Source organism: Pedobacter terrestris (genome assembly GCF_052343045.1).
In the GTDB taxonomy this organism is placed as follows: domain Bacteria; phylum Bacteroidota; class Bacteroidia; order Sphingobacteriales; family Sphingobacteriaceae; genus Pedobacter.
The window spans coordinates 3,308,514-3,324,669 of record NZ_CP180264.1; the positions used below are offsets into that span (position 1 = coordinate 3,308,514).

At 37.2% G+C, this 16,156-nt stretch carries 12 protein-coding genes; 4 read left to right on the top strand and 8 right to left on the bottom strand.

Annotated features, from left to right (window positions below):
• Positions 1–3: 3 nt before the first annotated feature.
• From ACJVDH_RS13995 to ACJVDH_RS14020, 6 genes are all read right to left on the bottom strand, one after another.
• Positions 4–888 carry a tyrosine-type recombinase/integrase gene (locus tag ACJVDH_RS13995; protein WP_443944023.1) on the bottom strand — a complete coding sequence of 295 codons (885 nt, stop codon included), beginning with the start codon at positions 886–888 and terminating at the stop codon, positions 4–6.
• 139 nt (positions 889–1,027) lie between these two features.
• Positions 1,028–1,222: a 30S ribosomal protein S21 gene (gene rpsU, locus ACJVDH_RS14000; RefSeq protein ID WP_443947627.1), complete on the bottom strand. Its 195-nt coding sequence runs from the start codon at positions 1,220–1,222 to the stop codon at positions 1,028–1,030.
• A 142-nt stretch (positions 1,223–1,364) separates the two neighbouring features.
• On the bottom strand, positions 1,365–2,816 hold the full coding sequence (locus tag ACJVDH_RS14005; protein WP_443944024.1) for a RagB/SusD family nutrient uptake outer membrane protein: 1,452 nt from the start codon (positions 2,814–2,816) through the stop codon (positions 1,365–1,367).
• A gap of 10 nt (positions 2,817–2,826) precedes the next feature.
• Positions 2,827–5,949, bottom strand: a complete 3,123-nt coding sequence (locus ACJVDH_RS14010) for a SusC/RagA family TonB-linked outer membrane protein (protein ID WP_443944025.1) — start codon at positions 5,947–5,949, stop codon at positions 2,827–2,829.
• A 519-nt stretch (positions 5,950–6,468) separates the two neighbouring features.
• Positions 6,469–7,620 (bottom strand): acyl-CoA dehydrogenase family protein, encoded by a 1,152-nt coding sequence (locus tag ACJVDH_RS14015; protein WP_443944026.1) that lies wholly within the window; start codon positions 7,618–7,620, stop codon positions 6,469–6,471.
• A gap of 144 nt (positions 7,621–7,764) precedes the next feature.
• A complete protein-coding gene (locus ACJVDH_RS14020; RefSeq protein WP_443944027.1) occupies positions 7,765–8,649 on the bottom strand; it encodes a ComEA family DNA-binding protein in 885 nt (294 codons plus the stop codon).
• 94 nt (positions 8,650–8,743) lie between these two features.
• Between ACJVDH_RS14020 and ACJVDH_RS14025 the strand changes: the two genes are divergently transcribed.
• From ACJVDH_RS14025 to ACJVDH_RS14040, 4 genes are all read left to right on the top strand, one after another.
• Positions 8,744–10,492 (top strand): lysophospholipid acyltransferase family protein, encoded by a 1,749-nt coding sequence (locus tag ACJVDH_RS14025; RefSeq protein WP_443944028.1) that lies wholly within the window; start codon positions 8,744–8,746, stop codon positions 10,490–10,492.
• Between the two features lie 275 nt (positions 10,493–10,767).
• Positions 10,768–11,976 carry a hypothetical protein gene (locus ACJVDH_RS14030; protein ID WP_443944029.1) on the top strand — a complete coding sequence of 403 codons (1,209 nt, stop codon included), beginning with the start codon at positions 10,768–10,770 and terminating at the stop codon, positions 11,974–11,976.
• 44 nt (positions 11,977–12,020) lie between these two features.
• Positions 12,021–12,353 (top strand): hypothetical protein, encoded by a 333-nt coding sequence (locus ACJVDH_RS14035; RefSeq protein ID WP_443944030.1) that lies wholly within the window; start codon positions 12,021–12,023, stop codon positions 12,351–12,353.
• Between the two features lie 121 nt (positions 12,354–12,474).
• Positions 12,475–12,783 (top strand): hypothetical protein, encoded by a 309-nt coding sequence (locus ACJVDH_RS14040; RefSeq protein ID WP_443944031.1) that lies wholly within the window; start codon positions 12,475–12,477, stop codon positions 12,781–12,783.
• Between the two features lie 519 nt (positions 12,784–13,302).
• On the opposite strand, the gene ACJVDH_RS14045 is transcribed toward ACJVDH_RS14040, so the two are convergent.
• Both ACJVDH_RS14045 and ACJVDH_RS14050 read right to left on the bottom strand, forming a co-directional pair.
• Positions 13,303–14,460: a hypothetical protein gene (locus tag ACJVDH_RS14045; RefSeq protein WP_443944032.1), complete on the bottom strand. Its 1,158-nt coding sequence runs from the start codon at positions 14,458–14,460 to the stop codon at positions 13,303–13,305.
• Positions 14,461–14,730: 270 nt separating this feature from the next.
• Positions 14,731–16,089: a hypothetical protein gene (locus ACJVDH_RS14050; protein ID WP_443944033.1), complete on the bottom strand. Its 1,359-nt coding sequence runs from the start codon at positions 16,087–16,089 to the stop codon at positions 14,731–14,733.
• Between the last annotated feature and the right edge of the window lie 67 nt (positions 16,090–16,156).

Consider the following 16,156-nt stretch of genomic DNA (forward strand, 5'->3'; position numbering starts at 1 on the left):
TTTTTACGCCTTTGGATGGGCTTGTTTATAAATTGTTTTTAATCTTTCGATTGAATTATGTGTATATACCTGAGTAGCTGCCAGGCTTGAATGCCCCAGCAGTTCTTTAATTGCATTTAAGTCTGCACCGGCGTTTAGCAATGACGTTGCATAACTGTGGCGTAGTACATGTGGACTTTTTTTATCCTGCGTAGATATATACTTTAAATATCCGGTAACAATCCGGTAAATCAATTTTGGATATGCTGCAGCTCCTGAATTGGTAACGATTAATATAGGCAAATTGTTATTATATTTTTGCAACTTTTTTTGTTCTATATAGATATTTAGCTGATTGATAAGCTGTTTATTTATCGGAACTATACGTTGTTTATTTCTTTTACCCAGAACTTTAAGCGTATTTGCATAGAAATCAACGTCGTGTTCTTTCAATTGTATTAATTCTGCAAGACGAAGTCCGGCGCCAAACAACAATTCAATCACCAAGTGATCTCGTAAGCCATTAAAATCGTCTTTGAAGTACACTCCAGAATCTAAAAGATGATCCATTTTCGTTGCATCAACAAATACCGGTAAACGTTTTGGAACTTTTGGTGCACGGATTAATACAGTAGGGTTTTCTTCTATTTTTCCCTCTCGCAGCAAAAACTTATAGAAACTTTTTAAACTGGATATTTTTCGGTTTATAGTTGTGGCAGAGTTTTTTTCTTCAAGCAGAGAAACCATATAGCTGCGCAAATGTGTATGCTTAACCTCTGTAAGCGGTAATGCATATTCCTGATCGATATAGGCAGAAAATTGCGTCAAATCTGCCTGATAAGAAGTGATGGTATGCGGAGATGAACGTTTCTCGTGGGATAAATAAATGATGAAACTTTTTAACAACATAGGGTATCGTTTACTCTGCCATTATGATGAAGGTACGAATACTTTTGATATAAAGAAATTGTTAAATCAATGAAAATGTCATATAAATAAAAACCCCTCAAGGAAACTTGAGGGGTTTTGAAAATCTATATAGAACAACTTAGATAGCTGTATCTTGATTCATGTTTTGAATATAAACAGCATGTTTAATTTCAGTACGACGAGCTACAGATTTTTTCTCGTAAGCCTGACGGCTACGCAACTCTCTTAAAACGCCAGTTTTCTCGAATTTCTTCTTGAAACGTTTAAGGGCTTTATCTAATGATTCGCCGTCTTTAATATTAATCATAATCATAACGCTGAAATACCTCCTCTCTTTTGGGATTGCAAACATAAGGATTAATTTCTGAATTATGAATTATTTTTTCAATCTGCATATCCTGTTCAAAATATTCATAAGATTGATATAAGTTGTTTTCAAAATTTCTACAGAGAAATTAATTATCGGTCATTAATCTGTTGTATAACAATTCTGCTTGCGAAATTGGAAAAATATAAGATCTGCTGGTAGAAGGCACAGAAGATACAGTTCCTTTCGCTGGCAAATCTAATCCGAGGCGCAGTAAGTCCGGGCTTCTCAAACCTTCACCAAGCAATTCAATATTTCTTTCTTTTAAAAAAGCATCACAAAGTGCTTGCGCGCTCGCAAAACTTCCTGCTGTAAAAGTGGTTGTGGCATCAGAACGCTGGCGAACAGCATTTAGCAGGGCAACCGCTCTCGCATCTACAGAGTTGGTATTTCTGGCAATTGCTTCTCCCAAACTCAGCAATACTTCGGCATAGCGAATAACGGGCACATAATCTATATATGGCGAAGGTGTTGGAAATTTACCCATCAGTTTGCTCGAAACATTACTTATGGTTGCGGTTCCAATCAAATTTCTTCTGGCGTCAGTCGTTTTCCAGCCTGCATCGGCTATAATGCCGGCATCATTCAACTTAAATTCACGTACCGAATAAAAGTAAGAACCCAATGCCGATTGCCCCGTTGCCACGTCTGTTCCGGCATTCATTGGCGCAGACATTATGGATTCTGTAGTTGTATATGGCGCTTTAAAAACATTAGCAACATCTGCCTGAAGTGCATTTGCAACACCAGTTGTGGCGGTAAATGGCGCAGCTGTACTCACAATTTTATTGGCTTCTGTAATTACATCGGCATAACGTTGCATACTTAAATACACGCGGGTTTTGAGTGCGATGGCAGTATTGCGGTGCCCGCGAACAGTATTGTCATACGCTGTAGTATACGTTAATGGTAATCCGGTTTCTGCATCGTTCAAATCCGAAATAATTTGCGCATATACTTGAGCTACCGTACTTCTCGCCAAATCGTAATTTCCGGCGCCCTGGTTTCCGGTAAGCCTCAAAGGCAAACCTGGTTTACTTCCATTACCGTCCCAATACGGGCGTGCGTAAAGCTGCAATAAACTATAATATGCAATCGCGCGAACCATTTTTGCTTCAGCTACGTAATTTGTAGCAAGCGTTGCACTTACTGTCGCGGCACCACCAGCGGCCATTCCGTCGATAAACAAATTACACCTGTTAATTACAGTATATGCAGCAGACCAAAGATCTGTAACTTCTTGTGAATTGTTTGATGACGTAAAATTCCAAACCTGATAAGCAGTTACTGCATTTGTAGTTAAATTGATGTAATTATCAGCGCGGACTTCATTATATACAATATATCTTCCGCCATAAAAATTGTTTACTTTTAAACCTGCATAAAAACCGAGCACCTGCGCTTTTATTCTATCGGCTGTTGCAAATGAGGCTTCAAAATCGACAGCGCTCAACGATTTAGGATTTAGATCTTCTTCCTTTCTGCACGATGAAGCCACAACAATCATCAATGCAAATGTGTATAAAATTACTTTTTTCATTCTGATGTACTTAAAATTTGAAATTCACGCCTGCTGTTACTACTCTACCACTCGCTACAGAGTTACGTTCTATACCTTGGGCACCGTTTGATCCTCCGTTGGAAGATACTTCTGGGTCAGTTCCATTGTATTTGGTTAGGATAATCAAGTTTTGTCCACTTACATAAAACCGGGCGCTTGAAATTTTTAATTTAGATAAGAAACTGGCTGGAATTGTATAACCTAATGATATATCTCTTAATTTGATAAAATCGCCTTTGTATACATTAATATCTAATGGAACTGCAGAACCGTTAGACATGTTATCACCTGCGACAACTCTGGGAACTGAAGTAATCTGACCTGGAGTTGTCCATCTGTTTAAAATATCTGTAGAGTTATTCCAGAAACGCTGATCCATAATAGATGCCTGAGTACCATTATAAATATAGAATCCGCCTTGATAGGTAAAGGTTAATCCCAGATCAAAGTTCTTATAATTGAATGTATTTGTAAAACCACCATAAAATTTTGGCTGTGAGTTTCCGTAGATGGTTTGATCTACCGAACTGATTGCCGGCGCAATTGTACCATCTTCATATCTCCATCTGTTGGCAACTGCAGCGCTATGGTCATAAAGCACTCTGCGACCTGCGGCATTAATAAAAATTCGTCGGCCTGTTGCCGGATCAACACCATCTGTTCTGGCAACATAAATCATTCCGAGCGAAGTACCGACTTTAGAAATACTTGCCGTTTCTAAGGAAGATGTTGCCGTGGTGAATTGCGTAATATCTGGCGTAAGTGCGGTAATCATATTTTTATTGTAGGTGAAGTTGAAAGACGGACTCCATCTGAAACTGCCTGTATTAATTGCCTGTACATTTACTGCAAATTCGACACCGCGGTTGTACATAGAGCCGATATTCACCTGAGGATTATTTGGCAAACCGGCAGAAGGCGCTTGCTGAACATTATAGATTAAACCATCAATATCATTACTGTAATAAGCAGTTTCGAAAGTGATTTTATCTTTCAAAATTCCAAAGTTGATACCTATATCGAGTTTTTTACTCGTTTCCCAGCCTATTTCGCTATTTCCTGCAAAGTTAAATGCTAAAGTTGGCGCTCCACCAAATAATCCGGCAGAATAAGTAGAAAGCGATGCATAATCATTCAATCCGGCAAAATTTCCTACTTCGCCATAACTACCTCTTAAACGGAAGCTGCTGAACACCTTTCCAATTCCATTATTTTTCCAGAAATCTTCTTGTGCAATTTCATAACCCGCACCTACGCTATAGAAATATCCAGCTTTTTTATCAGGGCCAAATGCAGAATATTCATCTCTACGCAAGGTTGCGTTGATAATATATTTTTTCTTAAAATCATACGCCAACCTGCTGAAGAAAGAAACCAGGTAATTTTCTCCATATGTGCCATCGTTGGTAAATTGTGTGTAACCAGCAGTAAAATCGTCAAAAGCTTTATCAGACAATCCGGTTCTTGTGGCGCTGAAAAATCTTGAAGTTGTTTTTTGCTGTTCTGTTCCTAACAAGAGCGAAAACGTATGCGCGTCATTGAAGGTTTTATCAAATTGCGCAGTTGTAGTCCAAACCCAGCGTTTATTCTGGTTATTGCTTAATGTTGCAGATCCGCCACCGGCAAAACCATCGCCATTAATCGGATTGGCAAAAGAATCGTTGTTGGCCAGTAAATAATCTATTCCGTAAACACTTCTCAAAGTAACCCACGAAGCGGGTTTGTACTGAACAAATGCGTTAGATTGAATCCTGTTTAGATAATTATTAGAACGATCTAAATCTATCTGCACTACAGGATTGTAAAAACCCACCTGAGAAACTTTGTTGTTCATTAAACCGAGATTATTTCCGCTTAAATTGTAAGAACCATCATTGAGATACGGAGAAACGTTTGGCGCATTAACCAAGGCAACACGGCCCAAACCTGCAGTAGAAAATGCTTGTCCGTTTAATGATCCGGAGCTAATTACCGCAAGATTAGATTCTGAGGCATACTGCAATTTAGCGCCAACACTCAATGCTTTACTAATGTTATGTTCTATATTAAAAATACCGCCAATTCTTTTATAATCATTTTTTTGAATGATACCTTGCTGAGCAGTTTGATTGATAGACATGTAATACCTGGTAGATTCACTTCCGCCAGAAACACTTAAAGCATTACTATAAGATGTACCTTGACGATAAGCATAATCATACCAATTGGTATTGATGGGTTGTCCATCTGGCCCATTGGTTAATGCATATTGGTTGGTTGCACTAAATGTACCGGCATTACGCAATCCTTCGTTTTTGATGTCTGTATATTGGAAAGCATCCAATATCTTCGGCAAACGCTGTACGTTTGTTAATCCGGCCCAGCCATCATAAGTAACTACAGCTTTGCCCGATTTACCTTTTTTAGTCGTAATCACCACTACGCCATTTGCCGCGCGACTACCATAAATTGCGGTTGCAGCGGCATCTTTTAAAATATCCATCGTTTCGATGTCATTCGGGTTAATACTCGCTAAAGGATTTGCCGCCGCATTCGTATTGCTCACATTTTCCGTAAACGTTGCGACACCATCAATAATAATTAAAGGATAAGAGCTTAAAGAAATGGAATTTGTGCCGCGAATACGAAAAACAGGCGGGTTATTCAACACGCCGTTTGGAATTGAAACCTGAACACCAGCGGCTTTACCGCCCAAAGCCTGGTCAAAACTTTGTACAGGTTTATTAGCCACCTGGTCTCCTTTAATTGTGGCAACAGAGCCAATAAGATCTCTCTTTTTTACGGTACCATAACCCGTTACTACTACATCATCTAAATCATTCATTTCTTCAGTTAAGGAAGCATTGACTGTAGATGAGGTGATGGAAATCGTTTTACTTTTAAAGCCTACAAAACGAAAAATAAGGCTATTGGTAGATGTGGGAACAGAAATGGTATACATACCATCTGCTCCGGTTTGGGCAACAATTCTGGTTCCCGGAGCAATAACAGAAACACCCGGCAAAGGCAATCCGTCGTTAACACCAGTTACTTTTCCTGAAATTTTCTTCTGTTGGGCCTGCGCTGAAAAGCAAAGCAGAACAAAAAGGAAGACGAGTAATTTTTCTTTCATGCTGTTTGGTTTAGTTAAATCGATTATTTATTAAAAGTTTAGGGTATTCTTCAATAAAAACCTAATAATCGACCAACAAGCCAAAAAGCCCATCTATAAAACAAAAATCCGCACGGATCTGATTAAAAACTTTGTAAAATAAAAAAGTATTGCAAAAAAATTTAAAAAGAGCATCATGACCTTTTAAATATTCGCAATACTTGATTAGTTTTTTAGTTTAGTTTAGGTTACTGAGATAAAAAAACGAAAAATTTTTATTAAAAAAGAAGATTCTATAAATTTTAACGTTTTTATTTATAAAGAATCAAACAAAAATAATATTTATTCGATTATATCAACTATAAAAAATAGAAAAATTACTTTATAAAATATAAAATCAACAGAAAGAATAAAAGATTTTAAATTTTAATCTTTAAATCCCAAAAAAAACGAAACTAAAATCCAAAAAAAATCCGGAGACCTTAGGGTCATCCGGATTTGCTCATACTATATTTGGTTTGTTGTTTCTTTTTATCTTGCTTAGCTTAGAATTTCACGTGCAATTACAATTTTTTGGATTTCGGAAGTTCCCTCTCCTATCGTACACAATTTACTGTCTCGATAAAATTTCTCTACTGGAAAATCTTTTGTATAACCATAACCACCGAAAATCTGAACTGCGTCTGTCGATACTTTAACTGCCACTTCTGAAGCAAAGTATTTTGCCATTGCAGATTGTTTGGTTACGGGTTGATGCCTGTTTTTTAAATCTGCAGCCTGCCTGATCAACAATTCGGCAGCTTCAATTTCTGTAGCCATGTCGGCAAGCTTAAAACTTATTGCCTGATAGCTTGAAATTGGTGCACCAAACTGATGTCTTTCTTTAGAATAATTTACCGCAGCATCAAAAGCGCCTTTCGCAATACCCAAAGAAAGTGCCGCAATAGAAATTCTTCCGCCATCTAAAACCTTCATTGCTTGCTTAAAACCTTCGCCTATATTCCCCAGCAAATTCGCTTTTGGCACACGGCAATTGTCAAAAATCATTTCTGTCGTCTCTGAGGCACGCATACCCAATTTATTTTCCTTTTTTCCGGCAGAAAACCCAGGTGTTCCGCGCTCCACAACAATTGCAGAAATGCCTTTAGAACTGCCAGATTCTCCTGTGCGCACCATTACTACTGCAACATCGCCACTTTTTCCGTGCGTAATCCAGTTTTTAGATCCGTTTATAATATAATCATCACCATCTTCAATAGCGGTAGTCATCATTCTTAAGGCATCAGATCCAGTATTCGCTTCTGTTAAACCCCAGGCGCCAATCCACTCTGCAGATGCCAATTTCGGCAACCATCTATGTTTTTGTTCATCGTTTGCAAAAGCAAGAATATGCCCGGTACATAAAGAATTGTGCGCCGCTAGTGATAAACCAACCGAGCCGCAAACGCGGGCAACTTCTACAATAACATCTACATATTCCTGATAGCCTAAACCAGAACCACCAAATTCTTCCGGAACCAAAACCCCCATCAAACCCAATGCGCCCAGTTCTTTAAAAACATCTACCGGAAAATGTTGGGTTTCATCCCAATCCATTACATTCGGTCGGATTCTCTTTTCCGCAAATTCGCGAACCATTGCCTTTACGCTTTGTTGCAATTCAGATTCTGAAAAATTAAATGTTACGCTCATTGCTTTTTTTGTTAGCCTAAGCACAATTATAAACAATTATTTGCGAGAACATTACCATTAAATATTTGCTTGGCGATAGAATAAAATGGTATTCGGTTCAATTCTTTTGAACCGAATTTTTAAAGGCCTAAACCGTGACCATAATTAAAAAATGAGATAAGGCGAAATTTTTTCGATGATTGATGGGTTTAACAGAATAACTTTAGCCAAATCGCTTTTATCCCGATAAACGCCGTGTTGTTTGCGGTATTGAATAATGGCATTCATCTGTTTATAACTTAAATAAGGAAAAGCTTTCAGGTCTTCAAATTCAGCAACATTAATTTTAATTGCTTTCATTTTTGTTGCATCTACATAAAACTGATCTTTTATCTGAGCAAACTTCACAGAATCTAGGCCATACACCTCCATAAGTTGCGTTTTGGCATAAAAACCGCCAAGTCGTTGCCGATAGCGTAAGATTCGATTTGCAAAAGTTCCGCCAATTCCGCTAATTCGATCTAAAGCAGCAGAATCTGCACCATTAATTTCGATGTAAACCGGTGCCTTCTTTTCGAATGCAGGATTCATCGGCTTTGCCTTTGAATCGTATGCAGTTTCTTCCGGAATATTCACATACGGGTACAACTCTTTATACAAGCCTGGAGAAATGGTATACATTTTTTGAAGATCTGCAGGCTGGCGAAATTTACCACCTTTGCGCACATAATTTAAAACTGCACCAGCTTGCTTCTCTGATAAACCCAATGCAACCCAACCGGTTTGATCTAAAGTATTTGGGTTAAAATAAAAAAGTTTCTTTTTTTTAGCAGTATTTTTTGGGACCGCAGAATGTAACGCTTTGCTTTTTTCTAAAAATTCCAACTCTTGCAGATTTGCACGCAAATTAATGTCATTTATTGGCGGCGATTGCAAATACCTATATAAATAAGGTATACATTTTACCAGCAAAACAATCAGAATAAGTACAATGAGGCCATTATACTGGCTTCTGCTAAAACCAAAAGATTTGTTGAGCCAAGTTCTCATACCATTTTAACATACCTTATTCTAAATATAAATCTTATTTTTGGGATTGCAAAACTGCATCGTTTTGCCATCAACACCTTAATAATTTTATCTTATGAAGATCATTACAACCTCAGAATTTGCTAAAGCCACGAAGATTGATAAACTTGGCGTACCGGGTTTGGCAGGATTACTGATGGAGATCATGAAATTGAACGACATTAATGATGTTTTCGCTCAAAATCAACACTTTAAAGGACTTGAATTTGTAGATAAAATATTGGAAACCATTGGTGTTTCCATCGAATTTGATGAAGATGATTTAAACTCAATTCCTAAAACAGGTCCATTCATCGCAATAGCCAACCATCCTTATGGCGGCGTAGAAGGTTTAGCCTTGGTTAAACTTTTATGCACTGTGCGGCCAGATGCGAAGGTAATGGTGAACTTCATCCTGAAAAAAATACCCAATCTGGATGAATTTTTCGTTGCCGTTAATCCCTTTGAAAATGTTCAGCATTCCTCCAGCATCAGCGGTTTAAAGACTACTTTTGACTTGTTAAGAAGCGGTACACCTATCGGGATTTTTCCGGCAGGAGAAGTATCTACATTTAAAATTGATGCACAGCAAGTAACAGATAGAATGTGGCATCCCGTGGTTGGAAAATTGATTTCAAAAGCGAAAGTTCCAGTTGTTCCCATTTATTTCCACGGAAATAATGGTGTTTTCTTTAACATCCTGAGTTTTATTCACCCAACATTACGTACAGCAAAACTGCCTTCAGAATTTCTCAATAAAAGTGGCCGCACCATTAAAGTACGTGTTGGAAAAGCGATTACCGTGAGGGAAATTGCCGCGATGAGCAGTACAAAACTGCTGGATTATCTGCGCGCAAGAACCTATTCATTAGGTGTTGGTTTGGATACCGATAAAAAACTTTTCAATCCTTTAAAACTGTTTAAAATCAGGAAAAGTCCGGCAGCGATTATCGAAGAAACCTCAAGAAACCTGATTAAAGCTGAAGTAGAAACACTGGAAGATTTTAAAGTGTGGACCGAAAAAAACTATGAAGTGTATATCGTTCCGACGCTAAAAATCCCTAATATTTTGCGGGAAATTGGCAGGTTAAGAGAAATTACCTTCCGCGAAGTAGGCGAAGGCACAAACAAACAAATTGATCTTGACAATTACGACATTTACTATAACCATTTATTTATTTGGGATAGAGAGCTGGAAAATATTGTTGGTGCGTATCGCATTGGAAAAGGAGATGAAATTTTAGAAAGCCTGGGCAGACGTGGTTTTTACCTTTCAGAATTATTTAAAATGAAAGACCAGTTTTATCCAATGTTGAGACAAGGTATAGAATTGGGACGTTCGTGGATCAGGAAAGAATATCAAGGAAAACCGCTTCCATTATTCTTGCTTTGGAAAGGAATTTTAAAATACCTGATCGATAATCCTCAGTATCGTTATATGTTTGGCCCTGTAAGTATCAGTAATAATTTCTCGAAATTTAGCAAAGCACTGATTGTGGATTTCATCACCAGAAATCATTTCGATTATGAAATGGCTAAATATGTGAAGCCAAGAAATAAATTCAAGGCAGATCTTTTGCCTATGTCTACAAATCCTTTAGTAGAAAGCAGCGAATCTTTCAAAGATCTGGACGGCATTATTGGCGACATAGAAAATACACACATTAAAATTCCGGTATTGTTGCGCCAGTACATGACGCTGAATGCTAAAATAATCTCATTTAATATAGATCCGAAATTCTCGGATTGCCTTGATGGATTTCTGGTTGTAGATACGCACAATATCCCGGCAGAGATGATTGAAAAGTTAGGCAAAAATTTATAGTCATCTTATTTAAAATAAAAAACCCAGACATCCATCTGGGTTTTTTTTTATCAACTAACCTAAACTTTATAAATACTAACCAAATATTTATACCACAAAAGTAGGTTTAGAATATTAATTAGATATTAATTCAACGTTATTGTTAAATCTAAAAAACCTATCGGAAAAATCTCCAATGTTAACTTTCCGTAACTTCCACAGCCACTTATTCACGTAAACATATTGTTGATTTCACGTTAATTTATTGTAAATTCATTCTACCAAATATAAGCAGAATGATTACAGCGGGGCATTTCTTAAAAACAGTACTTTGTATCTGTTTGTTTATCTCTTTAAATAATAGAGCGAGCCATGCACAACAACATGCTATAGAATTTTACGACGGAACTTTCAATTTCGAAACCGACAGCTCCTTACAGATCCATGTGCCTAATCGCCCAGAAAAATCAGAAATTTTAAAATTTTATACGAATATCTCCGCGCTACCACAAAGTGCCATCATTGAACAACTGAAAATATTTAGAGCTAAATATGAATTAAACGATTGGATATTTTACCAGCTCATTCGCAAAACAGCGGAAGAAATTAGTCCGAAAGCCCAGAACTATTTCAGATACACATTATACAAATGGTATCTGCTTTGCAAAACCGGCTATGATGCACGTTTGGCTGTAGGGGATAATCAGGTAATATTTTATGTGAGAAATGAAGAAGACATTAGCGATATTCCATACTTTGAAATTTACGGAAGAAAATACACCTGCTTAAATTATCACGATTACGGTAAACTTTTTAAACGGGCTGATGCATATGTACCTATAGCAATTGACATTGGTGGCGCAGACAATGCTTTCTCGTACAAAATTAACCGAATGCCAGATTTTAAACCAGCAAATTATTCTGAACGTGATCTGGCCTTTAATTACAAACACACCACCTATCATTTTAAACTAAAAGTAAATAAAGATGTAAGCAGCATTTTTGCCAATTACCCTGGAGTAGATTTTGAAACGTATTTTAATATTCCGGTTAGTCAGGAAACCTATAGTTCTTTAATTCCTGTACTAAAGAAAAATACTGTTGGGATGAGCAAAAAAAAGGGTGTAGATTATTTGATGCGATTTACCAGATATGCTTTTTTGTATGAAGATGATGAACAAAATTTCGGCAAGGAGAAAAGGTTATCGCCAGAAGAAACATTGCTCAATCAATACAGCGACTGTGATGATCGTGCTGCGTTATTTTTCTATCTGGTAAAGGAAATTTACAACTTGCCAATGGTTGCCGTTCTGTATCCCACGCACTTAACTATGGCTGTTGGTTTTGATCAGGCTGTGGGCAATTTTATTGTATATAAAGGAAAAAAATATTCGTTCTGCGAACCTACACCACAAGTAGAGAAACTAAATATTGGGCAGCTTTCTTCAACACTGAAAAACGTACCTTACCAAATCGTCTATGCATACGAGCCTATCAAACGTTAATTAAATATTTATATTTAATGTTATCGTTAAGTTAAACGAAGGCAATGCAATTTATTTATTCTATTTTTATTTTCGCTGTGCTAAAAAGCAGCGTATCCCTTATGGCTGCTAATGTGTTCATCGTTGTAAAAGAATATTTTGCTAAAATCCAACAACATTCAATCAAAGCCCGCATATTATCGCAAATAAATGACGATAATACCTTTATCTTTCAGTTAAGTCATTATTATAAACGTACGAGCGAGCTTGAGGCAAAAGTGCCATCTTCTCATTTTACTTGCTTTTCAAACGCAGAACGTCATTTGCTTCAATATTTGGATGAAATGCAGAATACACTTGATTTAGGTGGCGCAGTAGAAACAGCAATGGCATTCTAAAGTATGTTTCTTGTAATTTGTACCAGTTGTGTTAACCATTATTTTATTTGTTAACATAATGATAATATTAATTTAATATTTCGAAATTCTATCTTTGGCGAGTAATTATTCCGTAGCGCTAATGAAAAAAGAGAAGAAGAAGTCGTCCAAAACTTCCGCCCGTAAACAAATCCGAAAAGAAATCGAAGTTCAATTATTTGCCGAATTTCTAAGCATTGCGAATCAGTTTGGAAAAGTAAAGAAAGCCGATAAGCTTATCGAAAAATTTGCAAAACAGATGGCAAAAAAAATCACTATAGAACCTAAAGACGATTCGCTAGAAGGTTTTGTAAAAGAAGATGAAGTATCTATTGTCGCGCCTGAGGTTAAACCTATAATTAAAAAGGCAACTGCAAAAAAGAAAATAACAGCACCAGCAGAAGCTGAATAACAATATTTATGAACAAAAATGACTTCTAGTCGGAAATTCATAATAGCGTGATAGATTCAATAGAATAGGAACATACATTTGATTGATTGGGTAATTACAGGAGGTTACAACTCTTTCACTGACAACTCTCTCCTGTTTCTTGAAAAAAAGGATTCATATTTGAGCGGCTGTCACAAGACACTGCCTCTACTCCGATTACCGGCGAACTATACGCGCAAAAAGCGATTTTGTTTGGCGCATTATTCCAAAAGCTTACTATTAAAGGTTCGCCCAGATTTTGATTGAATACAGTTTTCAGAAATGGTAATTGGCAGATCTTTATACAACTTTATCAATAAAGAGCCTTAATCATAAGAATTAAGGCTCTTGAGTGCAGAGTGTCTACAGAATATAATATTTTTTTAACTGAACGACTGAGGTGAAATCGACTCCAGACAAAGCGACAGCAGAAGTAAAGTAAAAAATAGTCAAATCCAACCACAGGCAGAAATGGTAATGCCGCGGATGGTTTGATTATTGTTAATTCACAGTAAGCGTTTTACTGGCAACCGATGAACCGGTATATTTTCCACCGATGATTGTGCATTTTAACTCATAGTTCCCCGATTCGAAACCAACTTCATCTAAAATAGAATCCGTATTATCAGTAAATTCATAGTGGTAATTGGTTCCGTTGATCCCATTGATCTCCCATTTATAATAGATTCCACTTTCTAATGAAGAATAACTAGAATGAAAAGTAGATTGTCCGTAACGCCCTACAGTTGATGGTCCGGAAATATATGCATTTACCTGCCCTGTAGTAATTAATGGGTACATCGATGATATTGCAATATCGTCATAAATTGAAGGTAAAGCAGGATAGCTTCCATATTCAGTAAGAGCTGTTCCTCCATTCATTACCGAATTTGGATCACTTGATAAACTACTTGGTGTATTGGCAATATCTGTAACTCCACCGCTCGGAATAGGGTCATTTAGATACCTCCAGTTAGTGTGAACTAAACCTAAAGTATGGCCAATTTCATGAATCATGTTCCATGCTGCATTTAAAGGATTTAAGCCGGGAAAATCAGAGTTTATGTAGATCGTATTTCCAACCTTATTATTTCCGTTGGGAACTAATGCAGCTGCAGCGGTATTTTGTGATAGTGTACCATTATCTGCATATATTGTAATATCTATTGCGGGACTATTGGTGTACTGCGAACTCGAATTCAACAAATGTAACTTAATATTATTGCCTGCGGTCGAATTCCATACACGTACTGCGGTGAGCAATCCACTGTACCATGAGCTGTTGCCCCAAACGCCCTCGCCAAATGATATATAAACGTTCTGGTTATTTGCTGGACCTGCAATATAATTGGTACGGGTTTGAGATATTTTACCCGAGTTACCTGTGGTGGCAGTTGTTTTAACCGGATTATTTTGTAAAGATTTCTGATCCAATAAAATGTCACCTTCAACCAGATAAAAGTCTTTTAATACTTCGATATTTTTTGTGTCGAAGCCCATTGCACTGATTTTGGAGAGCACTAAAGCGTCTACCTTTGAGAAATCCGTGCTTTCGATATTGGTTTCAGTTTTTTTACAAGATACAATGATTAGTGTGAGTGCTAAAGCGCATAAGCCAACAATCCTAGAATGCGTGCTTAATTTAGATGTTCTTTTCATGATATGATTTACATCATTCAATATAAAGATCTCATTGTTAAATATTTAACACCATAACATTAATTTATCAGGATTATACTTAGGCACACTTCAGTGCAAATTGAATCCATATTCTTCTAACAAAAAAGGTGTTTACCCTTACGGTGAACACCTTTTAGTTATAGTTGCCCATTAAGGACGTCCATTAGATAGATTTACTGGTTGCTTTTTTAAATATTAAGGTCCGCTTACATCGTAAGCAGACCTTAGTATTAACTCTTTAAAGAAAGATTAGTATGTATTTGATTTTGGAGTCCAACTTGCCCAGCCTGTTGTCCAATCGGTTGTGCCAAAAGCACCTTTGTATGTAACTTTTTCAAAGAAAGCGTCTGTTTGATCTCCTGTAAACGCAGCGCCTGTTAAGGCGATAGAACCTGTTGTAGGAAGCAAGTTCGGCGATGTTAAATTGAATGGATTAGTCAAACCTGCAGCAGCAGATGATGAAATACTCACTGTACCTGAAGCTAAAGCTTTGGCCTGAATAGCTGCTGCAGATGCACCAGCAACGGTTACATCACTTCCCAATTTGAATGGATCTGCGAGTGCAAATAAGATGTTATTATTAAATAGAGAAGTCCCGTCGATAAAAGCACTATATGTACCGTTAGACTCTAGAGACAATCCACCTTTAGGGTGGCCAAGTAATATAGAGTTGTTTAACACAAATGCGGTATTTCTTCTCCATCTGTTAGCAAAATTGTGGTTTGCTGCTGTGTTTGCTGCTCCATTTGGGCCTAATATGGTAAAGTTAGATAAGTTAGGTCTTGTACGAGGAGTACCATTAGAACCATTGGCATCGTTATCGCACTCAATACCATTTCCAGCGTCCCCACCATCTACAAAACTTGGATCTCTCAAAGACATCGCAAATTGAATCTTACCACGGTATCCGTTGTCAAAATCGAAATCATCATCCGCAGTTGCATAAGCGATTAGATATTTTGCGTTAACAGTACCACCAAAGAATTCAAATGCATCATCATTACCATATGAAACCATGATATGATCGATTGTAGTGCCAGATCCAACACCACCTAAAGTCAATCCGTTAATTTCTGAGTTCGGTTGTGCTGCAATACCTGCAAATTCTATACGGATATATTTTAATGTTCCAGAGTTGTCTGTATCAATAGTACCCCCATATTGTTTACCAATTCCGCCTTCAATAGTAGGATTGGTCAAATTTACAGTTGCTTTACCCAATATCACAATTCCACCCCAATCGCCAGGAGCTCTTTCTGCCGCTGGTCTGCCAGAAGTGAAAATAATCGGTGAGCTGGCTGTACCTTCGGCCATAATCTTTGCGCCTCTTTCAATAATCAAAGCGCCCTTAGACGATACACTTGATTTAATGATAGTACCTGGTTCAATTGTTAACGTAGCACCCTCCTCAAAGTAGGTATAGCCAGATAAAGTAATTGTTCCTCTTCTAACAATCACATTTTGGCCTGCAGTATAGGTTCCTGTTAAAGTTCCTCCATTAGCGATTTCTACCGTACCTTGTTCGTTTGTTTCTTCGTTATTCTTCTTACACGAAGTAAAATAGATCATAACTGCTGCCAGAATGAATAATGGTTGTTTAATTTTCATGTTACCCTGTTTTTTGATTTTAATTATAATGTCTATGCTATAGGAATAAAAATTGTCTTGATATCTT

Excerpts from the sequence above, each read along its gene's own strand:
- ACJVDH_RS13995 (WP_443944023.1), bottom strand. The coding sequence starts at position 888 with ATGTTGTTAAAAAGTTTCATCATTTATTTATCCCACGAGAAACGTTCA.
- rpsU (WP_443947627.1), bottom strand. The coding sequence starts at position 1,222 with ATGATTATGATTAATATTAAAGACGGCGAATCATTAGATAAAGCCCTT.
- ACJVDH_RS14005 (WP_443944024.1), bottom strand. The coding sequence starts at position 2,816 with ATGAAAAAAGTAATTTTATACACATTTGCATTGATGATTGTTGTGGCT.
- ACJVDH_RS14010 (WP_443944025.1), bottom strand. The coding sequence starts at position 5,949 with ATGAAAGAAAAATTACTCGTCTTCCTTTTTGTTCTGCTTTGCTTTTCA.
- ACJVDH_RS14015 (WP_443944026.1), bottom strand. The coding sequence starts at position 7,620 with ATGAGCGTAACATTTAATTTTTCAGAATCTGAATTGCAACAAAGCGTA.
- ACJVDH_RS14020 (WP_443944027.1), bottom strand. The coding sequence starts at position 8,649 with ATGAGAACTTGGCTCAACAAATCTTTTGGTTTTAGCAGAAGCCAGTAT.
- ACJVDH_RS14025 (WP_443944028.1), top strand. The coding sequence starts at position 8,744 with ATGAAGATCATTACAACCTCAGAATTTGCTAAAGCCACGAAGATTGAT.
- ACJVDH_RS14030 (WP_443944029.1), top strand. The coding sequence starts at position 10,768 with ATGATTACAGCGGGGCATTTCTTAAAAACAGTACTTTGTATCTGTTTG.
- ACJVDH_RS14035 (WP_443944030.1), top strand. The coding sequence starts at position 12,021 with ATGCAATTTATTTATTCTATTTTTATTTTCGCTGTGCTAAAAAGCAGC.
- ACJVDH_RS14040 (WP_443944031.1), top strand. The coding sequence starts at position 12,475 with ATGAAAAAAGAGAAGAAGAAGTCGTCCAAAACTTCCGCCCGTAAACAA.
- ACJVDH_RS14045 (WP_443944032.1), bottom strand. The coding sequence starts at position 14,460 with ATGAAAAGAACATCTAAATTAAGCACGCATTCTAGGATTGTTGGCTTA.
- ACJVDH_RS14050 (WP_443944033.1), bottom strand. The coding sequence starts at position 16,089 with ATGAAAATTAAACAACCATTATTCATTCTGGCAGCAGTTATGATCTAT.